14 protein-coding genes and 1 pseudogene are annotated in these 19972 nt (G+C 71.0%); 2 read left to right on the top strand and 13 right to left on the bottom strand.

Annotated features, from left to right (window positions below):
- Positions 1-210: 210 nt before the first annotated feature.
- From OG552_RS09190 to OG552_RS09180, 3 genes are all read right to left on the bottom strand, one after another.
- The gene (locus OG552_RS09190; RefSeq protein WP_329131107.1) at positions 211-381 is read right to left on the bottom strand and encodes an FxLD family lanthipeptide; all 171 of its coding nucleotides are present in this window, start codon (positions 379-381) and stop codon (positions 211-213) included.
- A gap of 288 nt (positions 382-669) precedes the next feature.
- A complete protein-coding gene (locus tag OG552_RS09185; protein WP_329131104.1) occupies positions 670-1224 on the bottom strand; it encodes a DUF6907 domain-containing protein in 555 nt (184 codons plus the stop codon).
- Positions 1225-1797: 573 nt separating this feature from the next.
- Positions 1798-2322 (bottom strand): ATP-binding protein, encoded by a 525-nt coding sequence (locus OG552_RS09180; protein WP_329131102.1) that lies wholly within the window; start codon positions 2320-2322, stop codon positions 1798-1800.
- Between the two features lie 279 nt (positions 2323-2601).
- Here OG552_RS09180 and OG552_RS09175 point away from each other — a divergent pair, with 279 nt between their 5' ends.
- Entirely contained in the window at positions 2602-3972 is a 1371-nt protein-coding gene (locus OG552_RS09175; protein WP_329131100.1) for a sporulation protein, read from the top strand.
- Positions 3973-3981: 9 nt separating this feature from the next.
- Here the strand turns inward: OG552_RS09175 and OG552_RS09170 are convergent, their stop codons facing one another.
- The 4 genes from OG552_RS09170 to OG552_RS09155 form a co-directional block, all read right to left on the bottom strand.
- Positions 3982-4791, bottom strand: coding sequence for a phosphotransferase enzyme family protein (locus OG552_RS09170; protein WP_329131098.1), 810 nt, complete (start codon positions 4789-4791; stop codon positions 3982-3984).
- Positions 4792-5386: 595 nt separating this feature from the next.
- On the bottom strand, positions 5387-6412 hold the full coding sequence (locus OG552_RS09165; protein ID WP_329140689.1) for a TolB-like translocation protein: 1026 nt from the start codon (positions 6410-6412) through the stop codon (positions 5387-5389).
- 44 nt (positions 6413-6456) lie between these two features.
- Positions 6457-7698 carry an MFS transporter gene (locus tag OG552_RS09160; protein WP_443071153.1) on the bottom strand — a complete coding sequence of 414 codons (1242 nt, stop codon included), beginning with the start codon at positions 7696-7698 and terminating at the stop codon, positions 6457-6459.
- Between the two features lie 148 nt (positions 7699-7846).
- Positions 7847-8728, bottom strand: coding sequence for an alkaline phosphatase family protein (locus OG552_RS09155; protein WP_329131096.1), 882 nt, complete (start codon positions 8726-8728; stop codon positions 7847-7849).
- A gap of 278 nt (positions 8729-9006) precedes the next feature.
- On the opposite strand from OG552_RS09155, the gene OG552_RS09150 reads away from it, so the two are divergent.
- The gene (locus OG552_RS09150; RefSeq protein ID WP_329131094.1) at positions 9007-12039 is read left to right on the top strand and encodes a bifunctional [glutamine synthetase] adenylyltransferase/[glutamine synthetase]-adenylyl-L-tyrosine phosphorylase; all 3033 of its coding nucleotides are present in this window, start codon (positions 9007-9009) and stop codon (positions 12037-12039) included.
- 11 nt (positions 12040-12050) lie between these two features.
- On the opposite strand, the gene OG552_RS09145 is transcribed toward OG552_RS09150, so the two are convergent.
- The 6 genes and pseudogenes from OG552_RS09145 to OG552_RS09120 all read right to left on the bottom strand — a co-directional run bounded on the left by OG552_RS09145 (position 12051) and on the right by OG552_RS09120 (position 19767).
- Entirely contained in the window at positions 12051-12824 is a 774-nt protein-coding gene (locus OG552_RS09145) for a phosphatase PAP2 family protein (protein ID WP_443070897.1), read from the bottom strand.
- Positions 12825-12997: 173 nt separating this feature from the next.
- Positions 12998-14158 (bottom strand): LacI family DNA-binding transcriptional regulator, encoded by a 1161-nt coding sequence (locus tag OG552_RS09140; RefSeq protein ID WP_329131090.1) that lies wholly within the window; start codon positions 14156-14158, stop codon positions 12998-13000.
- A gap of 403 nt (positions 14159-14561) precedes the next feature.
- Positions 14562-16334 (bottom strand): annotated as a pseudogene (locus tag OG552_RS09135) (glycoside hydrolase family 13 protein); the annotation flags it as partial.
- Between the two features lie 56 nt (positions 16335-16390).
- Positions 16391-17305: a sugar ABC transporter permease gene (locus OG552_RS09130; protein WP_443070896.1), complete on the bottom strand. Its 915-nt coding sequence runs from the start codon at positions 17303-17305 to the stop codon at positions 16391-16393.
- A gap of 11 nt (positions 17306-17316) precedes the next feature.
- Complete coding sequence (locus OG552_RS09125) at positions 17317-18309, bottom strand: carbohydrate ABC transporter permease (protein WP_329131088.1); 993 nt, start codon at positions 18307-18309, stop codon at positions 17317-17319.
- 159 nt (positions 18310-18468) lie between these two features.
- Complete coding sequence (locus OG552_RS09120; protein WP_329131086.1) at positions 18469-19767, bottom strand: extracellular solute-binding protein; 1299 nt, start codon at positions 19765-19767, stop codon at positions 18469-18471.
- Between the last annotated feature and the right edge of the window lie 205 nt (positions 19768-19972).

Raw genomic sequence — 19972 nt, 5'->3', positions numbered from 1 at the left:
CGGACAGCCGCGCCATGAGGGGAAGGGTCATCGAGATCAGGGACCGGGGGGACAGGGAGTTCCGGCCGGGCGACCGCACGGACGAGCGCGGTCCTACCGGCACGGAACGCGGTGCTCGAAGCCATCACAACCTCCTGCTCCAAGATGGGCGGCCGGTGACTTCGCACTTCGGGTCACGAAGACACCGGCCCGGGTTCCGTGCGCCTGGGGTCAGGCCACGTTGGTGGTGCAGGCGCCGCAGGTCTCGCCGCAGCCGTCGTCCGTCAGACTGACCAGGCCGGCGACATCGCCGACCTCGACCAGCGTGACGTCCAGCTCGAAGCCGTCCACTGCGGTGGTGCCCGTGTTCGCCTTCGTGGTGCGCGCGATGGTGGGACTCATGCCAACTCCTCTTCATGGGTGTGAATTACGGGTGGTGCTGCCAGAAAACGCCCTTACGCGTCGCGGATTGAGACAGCCACGCAGCGGAAGCGCCCCCGGCCACCGGCCCAAAGGCGGTGCCCCACAACTTGATTCTGCGCAGGGCCGCTTGTTCCCGAGCCGGAAACCTTCCTCTGGTCCGGGCCGATCGCTTGGCGGAAGAATTTCGATCGGCCGGAAACTTAGATCGGTGGTCGTCAGCCGAAGATCGTACCTGCTCACCGCTTTTTGCGATCTTCTCTCTGGCGCCTACGGGAGAATGTGGTTCGCACGCGAAATCTGGTGAACTTCCCAGTCGCTGCGGGCTGCTTCGAGAGTCGGGACGACGCTCTTTTCGAGGTAATCGGCTTGGGTGCGGAGCTTGGCGGCGAGGCCAGCGACTTCGTCGGGGATGAGGTTGTTCATCCAAAAATCGTCGACGACGCGGACGTTGGCGAACGGAGTCCGTTCGCGCAGGTTCTCGCTGTATGGATAGCAGGTGATGTTGCCGCTGAAGACGATCTCCTCACTCTCACCTGCCTTGCCGTTACCGTCCGCATAGGAGGGGTAGTGGATGCGCATCGGCTGTCCGTCGAAGGGCATCCAGTGCGACAGGTCGATCAACTCGACGGAAAGCTTTTCCAGGGGGACGTCCGATGCGCTGGGGTCCCCTTCGGCCCAGGGTGGCAGGTAGCCGGTGAGGGTGATTCCGACCGTGGTGTTGATGGACCAGGTCCGGCTTGGAAAGGCGGCTTTGTCGGCCGCCGGTTGCTGAGTGGGCTCCTCGATGGGGGTGGGCCTCGCACCTATTGAGGCGGTGGTCATCAGGTGTTCCTCTTTTTCGGGAGTGGTAATGGGAAAGGATTTCTTGACGCATTGCACTGAAATGATCAGTACCTGCTGTCACCAGCCAAGGGACGGTGCGGCGCGTGGTCGGCGGGTGCCGCTCGAGGATCGGATTCAGGAGGAATGAGTCTCGGCGGCTGTGAGGCGGGAGCTGTGCGCCCCAGGGTGATCGACGAACTCACAACATGGATCGCGTGTTTCGGGTTCGACTGACGTGCAGTCCAGAAGTACGTCAAGGGTGGTGGGCTTGGCGCCGTCGGCCCAGTGGGCCCACAGTGCACCGGTGGACTCGCCGGGCAAATTCAGTACGTGTGCGAAGTGAGCCTCGGCGCCGTGAACTTGGAAGTGGCCCCGTAAGTCCCGCTCCACGTCGGCGTCGTCCGGCGTCCCGCACGCTGCTGCGAGGCGGAAGGCCGGCTGGATGAGGAACACCGGGAGTCGCGCGGTCTCGCCGCAAATGGGGGAACAACGTCATGGCGGTGGCTTTTCTGTATGGATGCGTTCTGTGGCGGTTGCGTCGTCGCTTGCCCAGTGTGGAAGCCGGCTGCGGCGTCAACTGGTACTGGGAGTCGGCCGATACCGCCCGGGGGAGGTTCGGCCAACGGGCGATGGCTCGGGTAGCTTGCCCGACACCGGGAAGGGCAGGCTCGCCCAGACCAGCTTCCCGGGGCGGTCTGTGGTGTAGGCGTAGCCCCACACACCGTCGCTCAGGCCGGCGACGAGCCGCAGCCCTCGGCCGTTCTCCGCGTCGTCGGACGGCGGTTGGAGGACCGGGGCCCGCCGACTCTCGTCGTACATGGCCACGTAGAGGCGGTCGTTGTGAACGCGCAGGTCCAAGGCACAGACGGGCGAGATCGTGGCATCCCCTTCCGCGGCACGCGGACCCGGCTCGATTCCCCCGTGCCGGACCGCGTTGGTCGCGAGTTCCGCCACGATGGTGAGGGCGTCGAACAACACCTCGGCGGGCACACTCCACTTCCTGAGGACATCGCGGGCGTGGGATCGGGCATGCCGAATGGCACCGGGCTCGCACGCCAGGTCCAGCCGGCTGCGGAGATCCACCGCTCCCGAAACCATCGCTTCACCTCCTTGCTGTGACAGGCACCCGGGGGACGTATCGACCACGCGGTTGCACGTAGCGGAACCAGCAGCGGGTCAAGCCCGTGCCGACTGCTCCGGCGGGTGTGTCCGCAAGTCAACGGCTCATCAAGGGGCGACGGCAGAGTTCACGAGGGAGTTCGTGTGCACGGGAGGTTCGCCGCACGTCGAGGGGGTTCGCTCATGAACCCCCTGCCTGGAGAGACCAGAGGGTGACAGGATTGCCACTTACTGTCAGTGACCGACGGCAGGGGGAGTATGAACCGAGAGCCCAATCACCGTCTCGCCGCGCTGATGGCCGACGCCGGGGCATCCAACAAGGGCCTGGCCCGCCGTGTGCGCGATGTCGCGTTACGGCACGGCGTCCGCGTCGGCACCACCCATGTGTCCGTACAGCGCTGGCTCGACGGCGCCGGCATCCAAGCGGACAACGCGGCCTACCTCGCCGAAGCCCTCAGCGCGAAGTTAGGCCGCCGGGTCACCGCATCCGACCTCGGCTTCTCCGGGGTCACGATCAACCCCTCGCCGATCGGCACGAGTTACGCGGCATCCCTCGCCGAGGCACTCGGCGTCCTGGACGGGCTGACCCAACTGCGTCCCGAGGACGAGCCGTTCACCGACGAGCTGCTGCATGACAACGAGGTCAGCTCGGCCGTTCTGTCCTGGCTCGTCGCGCGTCCGGACGGTCTGCCCAGCGACCGGGGAGCGCCCCGGCGGATCGGGATGCGGGATGTCGCGGCGGTGCGGACCGCCAACGCGATGTTCATGCGGCTGGACTTCCTCTTCGGCGGTGGACACGGACACGCGGCGCTGCGGCACTACTTCCGCCACGAGGTTCTGCCGCTGCTGAGCGCCGGCTACTCGGAGAAGGTCGGCCAGGCGCTCTTCACCGCAGCGGCCGAGATGGGCGAAGTCCTGGCGTGGACGGCGTACGACGTCGGAAACCACCATCTGGCCAACCGCTATCTCCTGGCCGCGCTTCGCCTCACGCAGATCACCGACGACCGGATGATGGGTGCGGCCCTCCTTGCCAACATGAGCCACCAGGCGAACTACTTGGGGGATGTGCCGCGCGCCGCGCGGCTGGCGCGGGCGGCCGTGGAAGGCGGCCGGGGCAGGACCACGCCGCGCGCCCAGGCCATGTTCGCCGCCCACGAAGCCCGCGCGCTGTCGAACGCGCACGATCATGTGGGGGCCTCGCGGGCCCTGAACGAGGCCGAACGCCACTTCGAGCGGGCGGACTCCGCCACGGACCCGGAATGGCTTGCCTACTTCGACGAAGCGGAGCTGATCGGCGAGTTCTCGCACTGCTTCCGCGATCTCCAACGCCCCGCCGAGTCCCTGCGGTTCGCGGAACTCGCGGTCGGCAAGACCGAACCCCAGTACGCCCGGACCCTTGCCTTCTGCCGGATGGTTCTCGCCCAGAGCCACTACCTGCACGGCGACGTGGGGGCCGCCGTCGCCACCGCGACCACTGCCGTGCGGGAAGGCGAGTCCGTGCAGTCGGCCCGCTTCCGGCGCTACGTCTCCGACTTCCAGCGCCAGGTCTCGCCGCAAGCATCCAACTCTGCCGTACGGGACTTCAACGACCACGTGCGGGTCGCGCTCGCCGACCCCGACGACGAGTAGGGGGCTGTCTCATCCCGGTTGCCAGTTGCGCGGTGCGTGATCGTCTCGTAGGGAGGCGATCCGCCGTTTGTACTCCTCGCGGGTTGTGCTGCTCTCGCCGATGTTCTGCATGAGCCAGGTGGTCATCTTGAACTCCTGGACAGCGCAGAGCGTGTCGAAGCCGGGCCACTCCCGCAGGTCCCGGCCGTACGCGCCGCTGAACGCCGCGTACTGCTCGTCCGAAACCCACCCCAGCCGGTCGTACTCGTGAGCGGTCACCATGAGGTCCCACTCCCCGTGGTCGTGGCAGAAGGTCTCGAAGTCGATCAAGTGGACGCGGCCCTGCCGGTCGACCATGAGGTTGTTCGTGTGGGCGTCGCCGTGGACCGGTCCTAGTGGCAGTGTCAACCGCAACTCCGGCAGCCGGCCGCTCAGTTCGGCGTGGCGCTTGCGCAAGAAGGCCCGATCCTCCGCCGGGATGCCGACCGCCCTCTCGATCCGCAGCGCCGACCGCCCCAACGGGTCGAAGCGGGGAAGATCCAGGCTGTCCGGCACCCGCAGCGCGTGCAGCTCACGCAGCACCGCGCCGAGTTCACCGTACGTCGCCGCCCGATCGCCCTCTTCGATGAGATGCCAGAACGTCACCGGATGGCCGGACACCACGACGGCCTGCTCGACGTTCTCCACCACCCGCGACGCGGGGAACCCCTCAGCCGCGAGCCACCGCGAGACGCGTACCTCCAGCCGCGCCGCGCCCAGGTACTCCACAGAGCGGGCGATCCGCACGATCACCGGCCGGCGCTCCAGGCGGAACAGCGCGTTCTCACCGAGCCGGATCATGCACGCGCCATCGGCATCCAAACCCGCCGCTCGACACGCCTCAGTCATTACCTGACGCGCGCGAGCAGAGGTCAATGCTCGCCCGAGTGCCGCACCGGACGACGGCATTTCGCGACCACTCCCAAGGCTTATCCGACTCCGCACTGTCGGCTGCTGCTCGACGCCTGTACCGCGGCGCCCGCACCACGCCAACGATTCCGACGGTACCTGCAAGACCACAGCCCGCCTCACCCGACGGGTGGCGGCGTCCCGCCATCCGATCACACGGAGGTCAGAATCCGTGCAGGCCCCTTTCGGTACCGCCGACCGGCGTCGGAGCTTCTTGCCCGTTGTCGCCTGTGGGCACTCTCTTCGGCGAAGCGAGGACCGGTGTTCGCCTCCCTGACGGCGTTCTACCGGCGGGGAGGATGACGATCGGCAGCGGGCAGGCGGCTGGCTGGGGGCAACTTCGGCGGACTCACCCCTGGGCAAGGCGGATATGACGCAGCTGTCCGAGAGCGGAGGAGGGCGGGCCTCAACTCGCCGATTGGGTACGGGGTTACGGCTGGTGTGCTGGATGCGGCCGACGAGGACCTTGGCGGGCCGGTGGGCCGGGTCAGGGGAGGTAGGCGGGGGAGAGGGCGGAGGGGGTGAGGAGGGTGGGGGGAGCGGCGGAACCCGTGGCGGAAACCTCGTAGAGGTCGGAGCCGTAGTCGCCGGGGAGGGAGTAGACGAGCGTGTGGTCGTCGGACCAGACCGCCTGGTCGTCGACGTTCCGGGTTTCCGCGGTGGGGTGGTCGCGGAGGGTCGCCAGGTCGAGGACGTAAAGGCGCCAGGGAGCCTCGGCCGGGAGGCCGGGGACGCGCTTCTTGAAGGCGATGCGCGTGCCGTCGGGGGACAGGGACGGGCACTCGACGTTGGTGCGCAGCGTGACCGCGCTGCGCGTGGAGACCGTGCCCCGGACCAAGTACGTGTGGCCGGCCGTGCCGAGGGTCGCGTAGAAGTGGTCGTCGTCCGCGAACGTGACCCCCCAGAAGTTGAAGTCCGCGGCCCGGATGACCTTGCCGCCCCGCGTCACGGTGTAGTCCTCCAGCGTCGGCTGGAGCGCCCCCGTCGTGGTGTCGAGGATCGACGCCCGGGTCGAGAAGTCGGTCCCCGCGTACGAGTCACCGCCGACGAAGACCGTCCACGCGACCATCCGCCCGCTCGGGGAGACCCGGGCCCGGGTCGGGATGCCCGCCAGGTCCACCCGCCGGGTCACCCGCAGCCGGGAGTCCAGCACCAGCGCCCGGTACGTGTCGGTGACCGGCCCCCGCTCGGCCTGCAGGCAGATCCCGGTGCCGCCCGCCGCGAAGAACCGCAGGCACTTCACACCGGAGGCGGTCCGCGGCCCGTTCGGGTCGGCGGCGGGCACGCTGGTCAGCTCGTCCCGGTGCGGGCCCCACGCCATGGAGCGGAAGACGATCTCCCGGGGCGCCCCCGCGGCGAGCGAGACCGCGCCGGCATGGACCGCGGGCCCGCCCGCCTGCACCTGGTTCCTGCGGTCGGCCCGGTCCGCGGCCCGCCACACCGCGGCCCCCGCGACGCACGACAGGACCAGCACACAGGCGAGCAGCACCAGCAGCTTGCCGCGGATGCTCATCGGGGCGGACGGCCCCTCCGCGGCGGACACCCGGCTCACCCGGCTCACCCGGCTCCCTCCGGCGCGGCGCCGGTCCGCAGTCCGACCGAAAGCGCCACGCTCACCAGCAGCGCCACCGCCGCCCCGGCCAGCGCGGAGCGGTCACCGAACGCCGTCCACGCCGCCCCGAAGGCGATCGAGCAGCAGAACCGCGCACCCGCCTGACCGGTCTGCACCAGCGCCAGCCCGCTGGAACGCAGCTCCGCCGGTACGGAACCGGCCGCCGCCGCCATCAGTACGCCGTCGGTGGCCGCGTAGAACGCACCGTGCAGCGCGAGCACCGCGTACGGCAGGACCCCGGAGCGCAGTTGGGCCAGGAGCAGACCGTACGCGCACAGCAGCGCCACATGTCCGCCGATGAACACCTGCCGGCGGCCGATGCGGTCCGCCCACCGGCCCAGCGGCACCGCCAGCAGCAGGAACGCGGCGGCGGTGCCCAGCGGCAGCAGCGCGAACCACCGGTCGGGCACCCCGAGGCGCCGCTGCAGCATCAGATAGACGAAGGAGTCGCTGACCGTGGCCAGGCCGAGCGCCACCGCGCACAGCGACAGGTTCCGCAGCTCGCGGCGGCCGAGCAGCGCCACCGCCGCCCGCAGGGAAGGCCGTTGAGCTGCGGGCGGCACCGACTCCCGCGCCCGTGACGGCACGAACAGCAGCAGGACGACCACCCCGACCGCCGCCACGCAGAAGCTGACGGTGAAGACCGCGTCGTAGCCGTCGGCCGCCTGACGCAGGATCAGGAAGGCGACCAGCGGCCCCAGGAGGGCGCCCGTGGTGTCCATCGCCCGGTGCACCCCGAAGGCCCGGCCCCGCGACTCGGGCGACGAGGACAGGGAGATCAGCGCGTCGCGCGGTGCGGTGCGCAGCCCCTTGCCGGTGCGGTCGGCCGCCAGCACCGCGCCGATCAGCGGCAGCGTGTGCGCCATCAGCAGCAGGGGTTTGCAGAGCGCGGACAGGGCGTAGCCGAAGGCGGCCACCGGTTTGTGCCGGCCGCCGCGGTCGGCCAGATGGCCGCCGACCAGCCGGACCAGCGCGCTGAAACCGTTGTAGACGCCGTCGAGCAGACCGAAGCCGAGCGGGGACAGGCCGAGCCCGGTGACCAGGTACAGGGGCAGCACGGCGGTCACCATCTCCGAGGAGACGTCGGTGATCAGGCTGACCGCGCCGAGCGCGAGGACGGTGCCGGAGACGGTGGCCGTGCCGGAGACCATGGCGGCGCCGGAGACGGTGGCCGTGCCGGAGACCATGGCGGCGCCGGAGACCGTGGCCGTGCCGGAGACCGTAGCGGCGCCGGAGACCGTGGCGGTGACGCCCGGCCGCCCGGGGAGTCCACCCCGGGCGGCAGGCGCGGTCACCGCGGGCGTGCTGCCGCGGCTCTCGCTGACGTACACCGGGTCAGTTCCAGATGCCCGTGATGTCGCCGGCGGAGGCGGCCTGGCCGGCGTGGGACGAGGTGCCCGCCAGGTCCTCCAGGGTGCGCAGCAGGTTGTAGTGGTTGTAGGTGGTGGCGGTGGAGCTGCCCGCCTTGACCGGCTGGCCGTAGAAGACGGTCGGGATGCGGTTGCCGCTGAGCGAGTTGTCCTCGTCGAAGGTGACGACGAGCAGGCTGTTGTGGGTCTTCGCCCAGGTGGCGTACGCGCCGAGGTTGTTCTTCACCCAGGTGTCGCCGGTGGAGACCGAGCAGTCGTGCATGTCGCTGCAGAGGTTCGGCGTGACGAAGGAGAGCGCGGGCAGCGTCGCGTAGTCGGCCGGGAACTGGGCGAAGGTCTTCGCCGAGGAGACCGGGACGTTGCTGAAGCCGAACCAGGGGTTGTGCTTCTGGGCGTACTTCCCGCTGCTGCAGACGGTGGAGCCCTGGCTGGGCAGGGTCTCGTTGTAGCTGCCCCATGTCTTGCCCGCGGCGATCACCTCGGAGCCGAGGTTGGCGGCGGAGCTGAAGCCGGTCTGCACGCAGGAGTCGGAGGTGACACCCTGCGTCGAGCCGGAGAAGAGGGCGTAGTAGTTCGGCTGGCTCGGGTGGGTGATGGCGTGGCTCTGGGTCAGATTGGCCCCGCCGGTCTTCAGGGAGTTGAGGTACGGGGCGCTGGAACTGCCGATGACCTGGCTGTACGCGTGGTTCTCCAGGACGACCACGAGGGTGTGGTCGGGCGTCGGTACCGCGCCGGCCGCCTGGGCGTCGCCGCCGAGGCCGGCCCACAGGCCGGCGGAGGCGGCGGCGAGGCCGGCGGCGGACAGGACGGCGGTACGGCTGCGGCGGGGCAGAGTCCACCCGGGCACGGGGACCTCCGGTACGGAAGCGGGATACGGGGGATGTGCGGTGAGCATGCCAAAATTAGAGTGCGGCGGCCTTCGGGGTGACCCGTGCGCAGGTGAACGCTTTCCGAACGTTGCGGAGACGGCGCGGCGCCTCACCCGGCGGCCCGGCTCCCCTGCGGAGCGCGCCCCGCGGCACGCCGGGCGCGGGCGGTGAGGGCGGTGCGCGGGGCATCCGGGGGGACCCCTGGAGCGTTACGCTCGGGCCTGACGGAGATCGTCAGGGACCGCCGGGAGGGCCGATGCAGGGGCGCCGCAGCAGTACGTTCAGCCGGCTGCTGCGGCACGGCTTCACGGACGCCGGCGCCGCCGAACGCCTGCTGGAGGCCGACGTGCTCAGCGGCGTCAGGGGCGACCCGGTACTGCTGGACGCGCTCGGCGCCACCGCCGACCCCGACCAGGCGCTGCGCGGCCTCGTCCGGCTGGCCGAGGCGCTGGACCCGGCGGAGCGCCACGCCCTGCTCGACACGCTGGTCACCGGCAAACCGCTGCGGGACCGCCTGCTCGGGGTCCTCGGCGCATCCGAGGCGCTGGGCGACCACCTGAGCCGGCACCCGGCGGACTGGCACGCCCTGGTCACCTACGAATCCGCCGACCTCAACCCCGGCATCGTGGAGTTCGAACGCGGTCTGGCCGGCGCCGACGACCCCGACAAGCTGCGCGCCGCCTACCGGCGCTGTCTGCTCGGCATCGCCGCCCGGGACGTCTGCGGCACCTCCGACCTGGTACGGACCGCGGCCGAACTCGCCGACCTGGCCACCGCCACCCTGCGCTCCGCGCTCGCCATCGCCGCCGCCGAGCAGCCGCGGGACGCCGCCGCCTGCCGCCTCGCGGTGATCGGCATGGGCAAGTGCGGCGGCCACGAGCTGAACTACGTCTCCGACGTGGACGTGATCTTCGTGACGGACACAGTCGAGGGGCAGCCCGACGAGGGCAGGGCGGTGCAGGCCGCCACCCGGCTGGCCGCCCGGATGATGCGGATCTGCTCCGACACCACAGCCGAGGGCACCATCTGGCCGGTCGACGCCAACCTCCGGCCCGAAGGCAAGAACGGCCCCCTGGTCCGTACCCTCGCCAGCCACGTCGCCTATTACCGGCGGTGGGCCAAGACCTGGGAGTTCCAGGCGCTGCTCAAGGCCAGGACGGTGGCCGGCGACCGGGAACTCGGTGCTACGTACCTCGACGAGATCCGGCCGATGGTCTGGGAGGCCGCCGCCCGCGAGCACTTCGTCTCCGACGTCCAGCAGATGCGCCGCCGGGTGGTGGACAACATCCCCCTCGCCCAGGTCGACCGCGAGCTGAAACTGGGGCCCGGCGGCCTGCGGGACGTCGAGTTCGCGGTGCAGCTGCTCCAGCTGGTGCACGGCCGTACCGACTCCTCGCTGCGCAGCGGCACCACCCTGACCGCGCTGGCCCAGCTCGCCGCCGGCGGTTACGTGGGCCGCGCCGACGCCGCCGCGCTGGACGCCGCCTACCGCTTCCTGCGGCTGATGGAACACCGCATCCAGCTGCAGAAGCTGCGCCGCACCCACCTCGTCCCCGACGACGAGGCCGACCTGCGCCGCCTCGGCCGCTCGCTCGGCCTGCGCGCGGACCCGGTCGCGGAGCTGAACCGGGAGTGGAAGCGGCACGCCCGCGAGGTGCGGCGGCTGCACGAGAAGCTGTTCTACCGCCCGCTGCTGGACGCCGTCGCCCAGCTCGGCAGCGAGGACACCCGGCTCAGCACCGACGCGGCCCGCCAGCGCCTCAAGGCCCTCGGGTACGCCGACCCGGCCGCCGCGATGCGCCACCTGGAGGCGCTGGCCAGCGGGGTCAGCCGCAAGGCCGCCATCCAGCGCACCCTGCTGCCGGTGCTGCTCGGCTGGTTCGCCGACTCCGCCGACCCCGACTCCGGGCTGCTCGGCTTCCGCAAGGTCTCCGACGCGCTCGGCCAGACGCCCTGGTACCTGCGGCTGCTGCGTGACGAGGGCGCCGCCGCCCAGCGGCTGGCCCGGGTGCTCTCCTCCGGCCGCCTCGCCCCCGACCTGCTGCTGCGCGCCCCAGAGGCGGTGGCGATGCTCGGCTCCACCGACGGCCTGGCGCCGCGCGACCACGCCTCTCTTGAGCAGGAGGTGATGGCCGCCGTCGGCCGCGCCGAGACCCCCGAGCAGGCGATCACCGCGGTCCGCGGGGTGCGCCGCCGCGAGCTGTTCCGTACCGCCGCCGCCGACCTGATCGACACCTACGGCGACGACCCCTCCGAGGTCAGCGCCCCGGTCGCCCAGTCGGTCGACGGAGAGCGGGTACTGGACGCCGGCGCGCTGGTCGACCGGGTCGGCAGCGCCATCTACGGCCTCACCACCGCCACCCTGGCCGGCGCGCTGCGCACCGCGGTCTACTCCGTCACCGGCCACGACGTACGCCCGCTGCCCACCCGGTTCGCGGTGATAGCGATGGGCCGGTTCGGCGGCCGGGAGCTCGGCTACGGCTCCGACGCCGATGTGCTCTTCGTCCACGACCCGCACGAGGGAGCCGACCCGAGCGAGGCGAGCCGCACCGCGGTGGCCGTCGCCGACGAGCTGCGCCGGCTGCTGCAGATCCCCACCGCCGACCCGCCGCTGCTGATCGACGCCGATCTGCGGCCCGAGGGCAAGAGCGGCCCGCTGGTCCGCACCCTGGCCTCCTACGCCGCCTACTACAAGCGCTGGTCGCTGGTCTGGGAGCGCCACGCGCTGCTGCGGGCCACCCCGGTGGCCGGCGACCGGGACCTCGGGGCGCGCTTCATCGGGCTGATCGACCCGCTGCGCTACCCCGCGGGCGGTCTGGAGGAGGACGCGGTACGCGAGATCCGCCGGCTCAAGGCGCGGATGGAGTCCGAACGCATCCCGCGCGGCAGCGACCGCACCACCCACGCCAAGCTGGGCCGCGGCGGGCTCTCCGACGTCGAGTGGACCGTACAGCTGCTCCAGCTCCAGCACGCCGCCCGGCTGCCGTCACTGCGCACCACCGGCACCCGAGCGGCGCTGGCCGCGGCCCGGGACGAGGGGCTGATCGACCCGGCCGACGCCGCCGTCCTGGACGAGGCGTGGGTGCTGGCCACCCGGGTGCGCAACGCGGTGATGCTGGTACGCGGCCGCTCCGGCGACGCCTTCCCGGGCGACACCCGCGAGCTGGCCGCCGTCGCCCGCTACCTCGGCTTCCCCGAGGGGCACGTCGGCGACATGCTCGACGACTACCGGCGGCGCACCCGGCGGGCCCGCGCGGTGGTGGAACGGCTCTTCTACGAGGGCGGGTGAGCGCCGGTGGCTCACGCCGGTTCGGGATAACGCGGCAGCCGGTACACCCACCGCCCGTACACCAGGTAGACCACGGCGTATCCGACGGCCAGGCAGACCGCGCCGCCCACCGCGTCCATCCAGAAGTGGTTGCCGGTGGAGACGATCACCACCAGGGTCACCACCGGGTAGAGCACCGCAAGGATCCGTACCCACAGCGGTCTGGCCAGCGTCGCGACGGTGATCCCGCACCACAGCGACCAGCCGATGTGCATCGACGGCATCGCCGCGTACTGGTTGGAGACCTCCGACAGGCCGCCCTGCGACATCGAGCCCCAGGTGTCGTGGACCCGGACGGTGTCGATGAAGCCGGCGCCCGGCAGCAGCCGGGGCGGCGCCAGCGGATAGAGCCAGAAGCCGACCAGGGCCAGCCAGGTGGTGAGGAAGAGCACCGAGCGGGCCGGCCCGAAACGGCCGGGATGGCGGAGGTAGAGCCACACCAGCACCGCGATGGTGATGACGAAGTGCAACGTGGCGTAGTAGTAGTTCATCCCGACGATCAGCCAGGTCACGGAGTTCACCGCGTGGTTGACGGCGTGCTCGACGCCCAGGCCGATGCGCTGCTCGAAGGACCAGACCGAATCCGCGTGCCGCAGGGCCACGCCCCGCTGCTCCGGGACCGCGTTCCTGATCTGGGAGTAGAGCCAGTAGCTGAAGCCGATCAGCAGCACCTCGAACCAGACACGCGGGCTGCGCGGCCGGCGGATGCGGGTGAGCAGGGCGTTGCGGGGCTCCTCGTGGACCACCCCGCTGGCTCCCACCGGGGTGGACGCGGTGAACTGCGTCGAGCCGGATCCGCCTGATCCGGACCGGGTCGACCGGGACCCCGTCGGGTCCGGCGGGGTGTCCGATCGGCCGTTCGCGGTCCTCGGTTCCCCCATAGGACCCCAGTCTGCCAGATTCGGGGCGTTCCGCAGGTTCAGCCGGCCGCGGGGCCGGACGTTCCGCGGTGGGTGCGGGAGGCAGGCCGCTGGGGCGGGAACTGGCTGTTGTGCGGGGTGCTCTGCCGCGTGTTCTGCCCGGTGGCGGCGGGTGCGCCGGAGGAGGAACCATGCGCCGGGTCGCCGGCCGGCACCGCGGCGGTCGAGCCGCGGACCACCAGCTCCGGCATGAAGACGAATTCGCTGTGCGGTGCCGGGGTGCCGCCGATCTCCTCCAGCAGGGCGTTCACCGCGGCCTGGCTCATCGCCGCCACCGGCTGGCGGATGGTGGTCAGCGGCGGGTCGGTGAACGCGATCAGCGGCGAGTCGTCGAAGCCGACCACCGACACGTCGGAGGGCACCTTGAGCCCCATCGCCCTGGCCGACCGGATCGCGCCGAGCGCCATCATGTCGGAGGCGCAGACGATCGCGGTGCAGCCGGCCGCGATGAGCGCGCCCGCGGCGGCCTGCCCGCCCTCCAGGGTGAAGAGCGAGTGCTGGACCCGGGCCATCGCCTCCTCGGGCGACCAGCCGAGTACGTCGCCGGTGGACGCCACGAAGCCCTCGATCTTGCGCTGTACGGGGACGAAACGTCTCTGCCCGACCGCCAGGCCGATCCTGCGGTGCCCGAGCGCCGCCAAATGGGTGACGGCCAGCCGGACCGCCCCGCCGTCGTCCGGCGACACGAAGGGGGCGTCGATCTTCTCGGAGTAGCCGTTGATCAGGACGAAGGGGACGCCCTGGCCGTGCAGGCGGGCGTACCGCTCGGTGTCGGCGGTGGAGTCGGCGTGCAGGCCGGAGGCGAAGATGATGCCGGCCACCCCGCGCTCCACCAGCATCTCCACGAGTTCGTCCTCGGTGGAACCGCCGGGTGTCTGGGTGGCGAGCACCGGGGTGTAGCCCTGCCGGGTGAGGGCCTGCCCGATGATCTGGGCGAAGGCCGGGAAGATCGGGTTCTCCAGCTCGGGGGTGATCAGCCCGACCAGACCGGCGCTGCGCTGGCGCAGCCGCACCGGCCGTTCGTAGCCCAGCAGGTCGAGCGCGGCCAGCACGGATTCACGGGTGGCCGCGCTGACTCCGGGCTTGCCGTTGAGCACCCGGCTGACCGTTGCTTCACTGACCCCCGCCTGGGCTGCGATATCAGCGAGCCGCGCGGTCACAGCACCGGATGCTAGGGGACGGAAGGCCACCACGTCAGATCGCCCACCAAATTGCCGTGTCTGCCGCGATGGCGACACAGATGGCGTAATCACCACGAACCGCCCCGCCCCCCTCCGCCCCCGCCCCGGCGGCCGGGGCCTCCCCGGAGCGGGCCGCGGCGCTGCCGGTGAGGGGTGCCGGCGCCGGGCCCGCGGCTGGACTCGCCGCCCGGGCCGCGGGCGGGGCCTGCCCGGGACCGGCGGCCGGGGCCGCGGGCCGGGGTGCGGTGTGAGCGGGATCGCGGCCGTCGGTGGGGGCCGCTTCCGCCGCGGGCGGGTCCGCGGGGGCCGGGATGGCGGCGGACGTTTCAGCCGGCGGGGTGGCGGGGTCTCCCTGCTGACCGGTGGCGGGGGCGAGTGCCGCCGTCGTGGCCGGGGAAGCGGCGTCCTGGGCGGATGGGGCGGCCACCGAGGTCGCCGGGGCGCCGCTGGAGAGGAGTTCGCGGCCGGGGGCCGGGAGCGTCACCGGGGCCCCGGTGAGGTTGACCGTGCAGACGAAGGCGCGGCCGTCGGCGCTGTCGCGGCGGAAGGCGAGCACCCCGTCGGGGGCGTTCAGCCAGGTGACCGCGGTGCCCGCGCCCAGCGCCGGGTGCTCGCGGCGCAGCGCGAGCGCCGCCCGGTAGAGCTCCAGCGTGGACTCCGGGTCGCCGGTCTGCGCCTCGACGCTCAGCGCCGCCCAGCTCGGCGGCTGCGGCAGCCAGCTCGGGCCGCCCGGCCGCGGCCCGAAGCCGTACGGCGGCTCGGTGCCCGACCACGGCAGCGGCACCCGGCACCCGTCGCGGAAGCCGTCCTGCCCGGCGGCGCGGAAGAACGACGGGTCCTGCCGTACCTCGTCCGGCAGGTCCGTGACGTCCGGCAGTCCCAGCTCCTCGCCCTGGTAGAGGTAGGCAGAACCGGGCAGTGCCAGCATCAGCAAGGTGGCCGCCCGGGCCCGGCGCAGCCCCAGCTCGCGGTCGCCCGCCTCACGCAACTGCGTTCCCGCACCAGGGGGGTTGCCCAACCGCGTGGTGTGGCGGGTGACATCGTGGTTGGAGAGCACCCAGGTCGCGGGCGCGCCCACCGCCGACATCGCGCCCAGCGACTTGTCGATCACCTCGCGGAGCGCCCCCGCGTCCCAGGAGGTCGTCAGATACTCGAAGTTGAACGCCTGGTGCAGCTCGTCGGGCCGCAGGTAGAGCGCCGCCCGCTCGATCGTCGGCGTCCACGCCTCGGCCACCGCGATCCGGTCGCTGGGCGCGCCTCCCGGACGGAGCCTGGGGGCGTACTCGTCCAGCACCCGCCGCCAGTCCCGGTAGATCTCGTGCACCCCGTCCTGGTCGAAGTACGGCATCGCCGACGTGCCCAGCAGGGACAGCTGTTCGGCGTGCCCGATGTCCGGCAGTCCCTCCGCCTTGATCAGGCCGTGCGCCACGTCGACCCGGAAGCCGTCGGTGCCCAGGTCCAGCCAGAAGCGCAGTACGGAGCGGAACTCGTCGTGCACCGCGGGATGCTGCCAGTTGAAGTCCGGCTGCTCCGGCGCGAACAGGTGCAGATACCACTCGCCGGGCGTACCGTCCGGGTCGGTCGTACGGGTCCAGGCCGGGCCGCCGAAGATGGACTCCCAGTCGTTGGGCGGGAGTTCACCGTGCGCGCCCTTGCCGGGCCGGAAGTGGAAGCGTTCCCGCAGCGGCGATCCCGGGCCCTCGCGCAGCGCCCGCTTGAACCACTCGTGCTGGTCCGAGCAGTGGTTCGGCACCAGGTCCACGATCACCCGCAGACCCAGCTCGTGCGCGGCCCGTACCAGCTCGTCGGCGTCCGTCAGGCTGCCGAACATCGGGTCCACCGCACGGTAGTCCGCCACGTCGTAGCCCGCGTCGGCCTGCGGGGACGCGTAGAAGGGGGACAGCCACACCGCGTCCACACCCAGGTCCCGCAGGTACGGCAGCCGGGCGGTGATGCCCGGCAGGTCGCCCATGCCGTCACCGTTCCCGTCGGCGAAACTGCGCGGGTACACCTGGTAGATGACCGCGTCGCGCCACCAGTCTCCGCGCTCGGCGGCGGCAGCGTCGTCGGCGGCAGCGTCGTCGGCAGCGGCTGGGGCTGGGGCGTCGGCGTTGTCGGCGGCGGAGCTGGGCGCGTCGGTGAGGTGCTGGCTCATGACTTCCTTTGCGAGGGGCCTGTGCGGAGGTGCCGTTGAAGGGATCCGATGGGGTGTCAGCCCTTGGTGCCGCCGGCCGTCAGGCCGGTCACCAGGTGCCGTTGGACGAGCAGGAAGACCAGTCCCGCGGGTATCGCGATGACCACGGAGGCGGCCGTCAGCGAGCCCCAGTCGGCGCGCTGGTCCGCGGCAAAGGTACGGATGCCGACCGCCAGCGTGGTGTGCCCGCCGCGCATGAACTGGTTGGAGTAGGCGACCTCGCCCCACGCGGTGAGGAAGGTGTAGAAGGCGGTGACCGCCAGTCCCGGCCGGGCCAGCGGCACGATCAGCCGCCAGAAGGTGCCGAACGGGTTGAGGCCGTCCACCCGGCCCGCCTCGTCGATCTCGCGGGGGATGGTGTCGAAGTAGCCCTTGAGCATCCAGGCGCAGAACGGCACCGCGATGGTGCAGTACACCAGCACCAGCCCGAGGTAGGTGTCGAGCAGGTCCAGCTGCGCCAGCAGGTTGTAGAGCGGCACGATCAGCACCGCCACCGGGAACATCTGGGTGATCAGAAAGGTCCACATCAGCGACCGGTGGCCGGGGAAGCGCATCCGGGAGATCGCGTACCCGGCGCTGGCGGCGATCAGCACCCCCACCACGGTGGTGGCCGCGGCGACGATCACCGAGTTGAGGAACCAGGTGGGGAAGTCGCTGTGCAGCAGGACGAAGCGGTAGTTCTCCAGGCCCAGATGGTGGACGACCTCACCCGGCTGCTGCCAGGCGCTGCTGGGGCCCAGCGAGATGAAGACGATCCACAGCACCGGGAAGACCGCGGTGGCGCTGGCGGCGATCAAGGTGGCGTGCAGGGCGACCGACATGCCGGGGCTGCGCCGGCCGCGGCCGCGGTAGGCCCGCCGCCCGGTCCGCCGGGCGGTGGGCGCGGTGCTACGGGGGCGGGCGGCGGAGCCGCTTTCTGTGGTGGCGCTCATGGCGGCGGCTCCTAGTCCTGCGTCTTCAACTGGCGGCGGTAGAACGTGGAGAAGGCCACCAGGATCAGAAGAATGACGATGCCGTAGGTGGCGGCCCCGGAGTAGTCGGACACTCCCGTGAAAGCCTTCGTGTAGGCGAAGGTCACCAGAATGTCGGTGTCGCCCGTGGTGTTGTTGCCGAGCAGCAAGAAAATGATCGGGAACATATTGAATGTCCACACGGTGCTCAGCAGCACGACCGTGCTGGTGACCGGCCGTACCCCGGGCAGCGTCACGTTGAGGAAGCGCTGGAGCGGGGAGGCGCCGTCCATCTCGGCCGCCTCGAAGAGCTCGCCGGGGATCGACTGCAGCCCGCCGAGCAGCGCCACCATCATGAACGGCACCCCGCACCAGACGTTCACGATGATCACCGCGACCTTCTGGGCGAAGGGCGTGCCCAGCCAGTCCTGGGCGGGCAGCCCGACGCTGGTGACGATGTCGTTGAAGACGCCGTACTGCGAGTTGAACATCAGCCGCCAGGCGAAGACCCCGATGAAGGCGGGCACCGCCCAGGGGAGGATCAGCGCCAGCCGGTAGAAGAGCCGGAACTTCACCGGGCGGTTGAGCAGCATCGCCATGCCGAGGCCGATGGCATAGGTGATCGCCACGCAGGAGACCGTCCACACCACCGTCCACTCCAGGCGCGGGTAGAAGTCCCCGTCCTGGCCGGAGATGATCTGCCAGTAGTTGTGCAGGCCCACGAAGTGGTAGCCGGCGCCGATGTGGACCGGGCCGATGTCCTTGGCGACGTTGAGTTCGGTGGCGTCGGTGAACGACAAGTACAGGCCGTATCCCAGCGGGTACAGCACCAGCACGCCGATCACGATGACCACCGGGGCGACCATCGCCCAGGCGTACCAGTGCCTGTCCCACGACCGCCTGATCGACGTCACCGGACCGGGCCGTGGAGCGCGCGGCGGGCGGGCCGTGCGCCGGGCGGGTTCGTCCATGGTTGCGGTGGTCATCGCTCCTCGGCTCTTCTCGTCTCTGATCGTCGTACGGCGGGTGCCGGCCGCCTGGGCCGGTGGGCCGCACGGGGCGGGCTGACCGGACCGGCCGGCCGGGCGCGTGGGCCCCGGGTGTACGGGGACCCCGGCCGGCCGGTCCGGAACTGGCGGGGGCGGCTACTGCACGGTGAAGCCGGGCAGCAGCTTGCCGAACTCCTTCGCGGCGGCGTCGAGCCCGGCCTGCACCGTGACCTGGCCCTGGAGGATCTTGATGTACTGCTGCTGCAGCGGCGTGAAGAGGCTGCCGACCTGGGGGAGCGCGACCCGCGGCCGGGCGGTGTCCATGATCGGCTTGAAGCCGGCGATGGTCTGGTTCTTCAGCACCGCGTCGGTGTAGGCGGAGGTACGGGTGGGCAGCGTGCCGTTCTTCAGCGCGATCTGCTGCTGCGCCTGTGAGGACGTCATGAACTGCGTGAACAGATAGGCGGCGTCGATGTTCTTGGAGCCCTGGTAGACCGCGAGGTCGTGGCCGCCGGTGGGCGCCAGCGCCTTGCCGGAGGAGCCGGCCGGCACCGGCGCGTACCCGAGGTTGTCCGCCTTGCCCTGGAAGGCGGAGCCGGTCAGGTCGTCCCCCACCGACCAGGGGCCCTGGATGAGCATGGCGACCTTGCCGGTCCGGAACGACGTCTGCATGTTGTCGTAGGCGCTGGCGAAGTCCACCTTCAGCGAGGAGGTGTCGTAGATCTTCTTCGCCTCGGTCACCGCCTTGACCGCCTCGGGGGAGTTGACGGTGACCTTCTTGCCGGCCGGGTCGGCGAGGTCGGCGTTCTCCCCGAAGAGCAGCGGCAGCAGGAAGTACGCGTCCGGGTTGACGTAAGTGCCCGTGACGCCCGGCACCTTGGCCTTGATGGTGGCGGCGTCCGCGATCAGTTCGTCCCAGGTGGCCGGCGGTGTGCTGATCCCCGCCTTGCTGAAGATGTCCTTGTTGTAGAGGAGCGCCAGGGTGTCGGTGACCGACGGGACGCCGTAGGTCTTCCCGTCGTATTTGGTGGTGTCCAGCGGGCCCGGCACGAAGTCCTGCGTGTCCTGCAGCGCCGCGGTCCCGTCCAGCGGGGCGATGTAGTGCAGGCTCGCGTACTCCGGGATCAGCCCGACGTCGGTGCGGATCACGTCCGGCGCGCCCTTCCCGCTCTGCGCCGACGCCTTGAACTTCTGCTCCACGGTGGTGAAGTCCACGTTCTGGTAATTGACCTTGATCTTCGGGTACTTCGCCTCGAAGTCCTTGACGAGTGCCTGATACGCCGGAGCCTCGTTCTTGGCGTCGGAGGTGTCCCAGTACGTGAGGGTCCCCGAGACCGCCTGCGGGTCCTTGGCCGCCCCGGCCTTGTCACCCTTGCTGTCACTGCCGCCACCACAAGCGGTGACTCCGAGAACGACGGCCGCGGCCATCGCCACGGCGGATATGCCGCGTCGCATACCTGTGCTCCTTGAAGAGGGAAGTGCCCGTTGGCCCTGTTCCTGCTGTTTCGGCTCGGGCTGGGGAGGACCGTAACAGCGATGCAACAGCTTGCGAAAGTGGTTGCAAGAAACTTTCCTCAGGACCCGTCAAACAGCCCTGTGAGCGCACCTGTTGCGGCGGCACGGAGTGCCGGGGCGCTGTGGCACCGGGGGACACGGCCGC

Source organism: Streptomyces sp. NBC_01476 (genome assembly GCF_036227265.1).
Classification (GTDB): Bacteria; Actinomycetota; Actinomycetes; order Streptomycetales; family Streptomycetaceae; genus Actinacidiphila.
The sequence above is the reverse complement of the archived record's forward strand: the minus strand, read 5'-3'. Positions and strand labels throughout refer to the sequence as shown.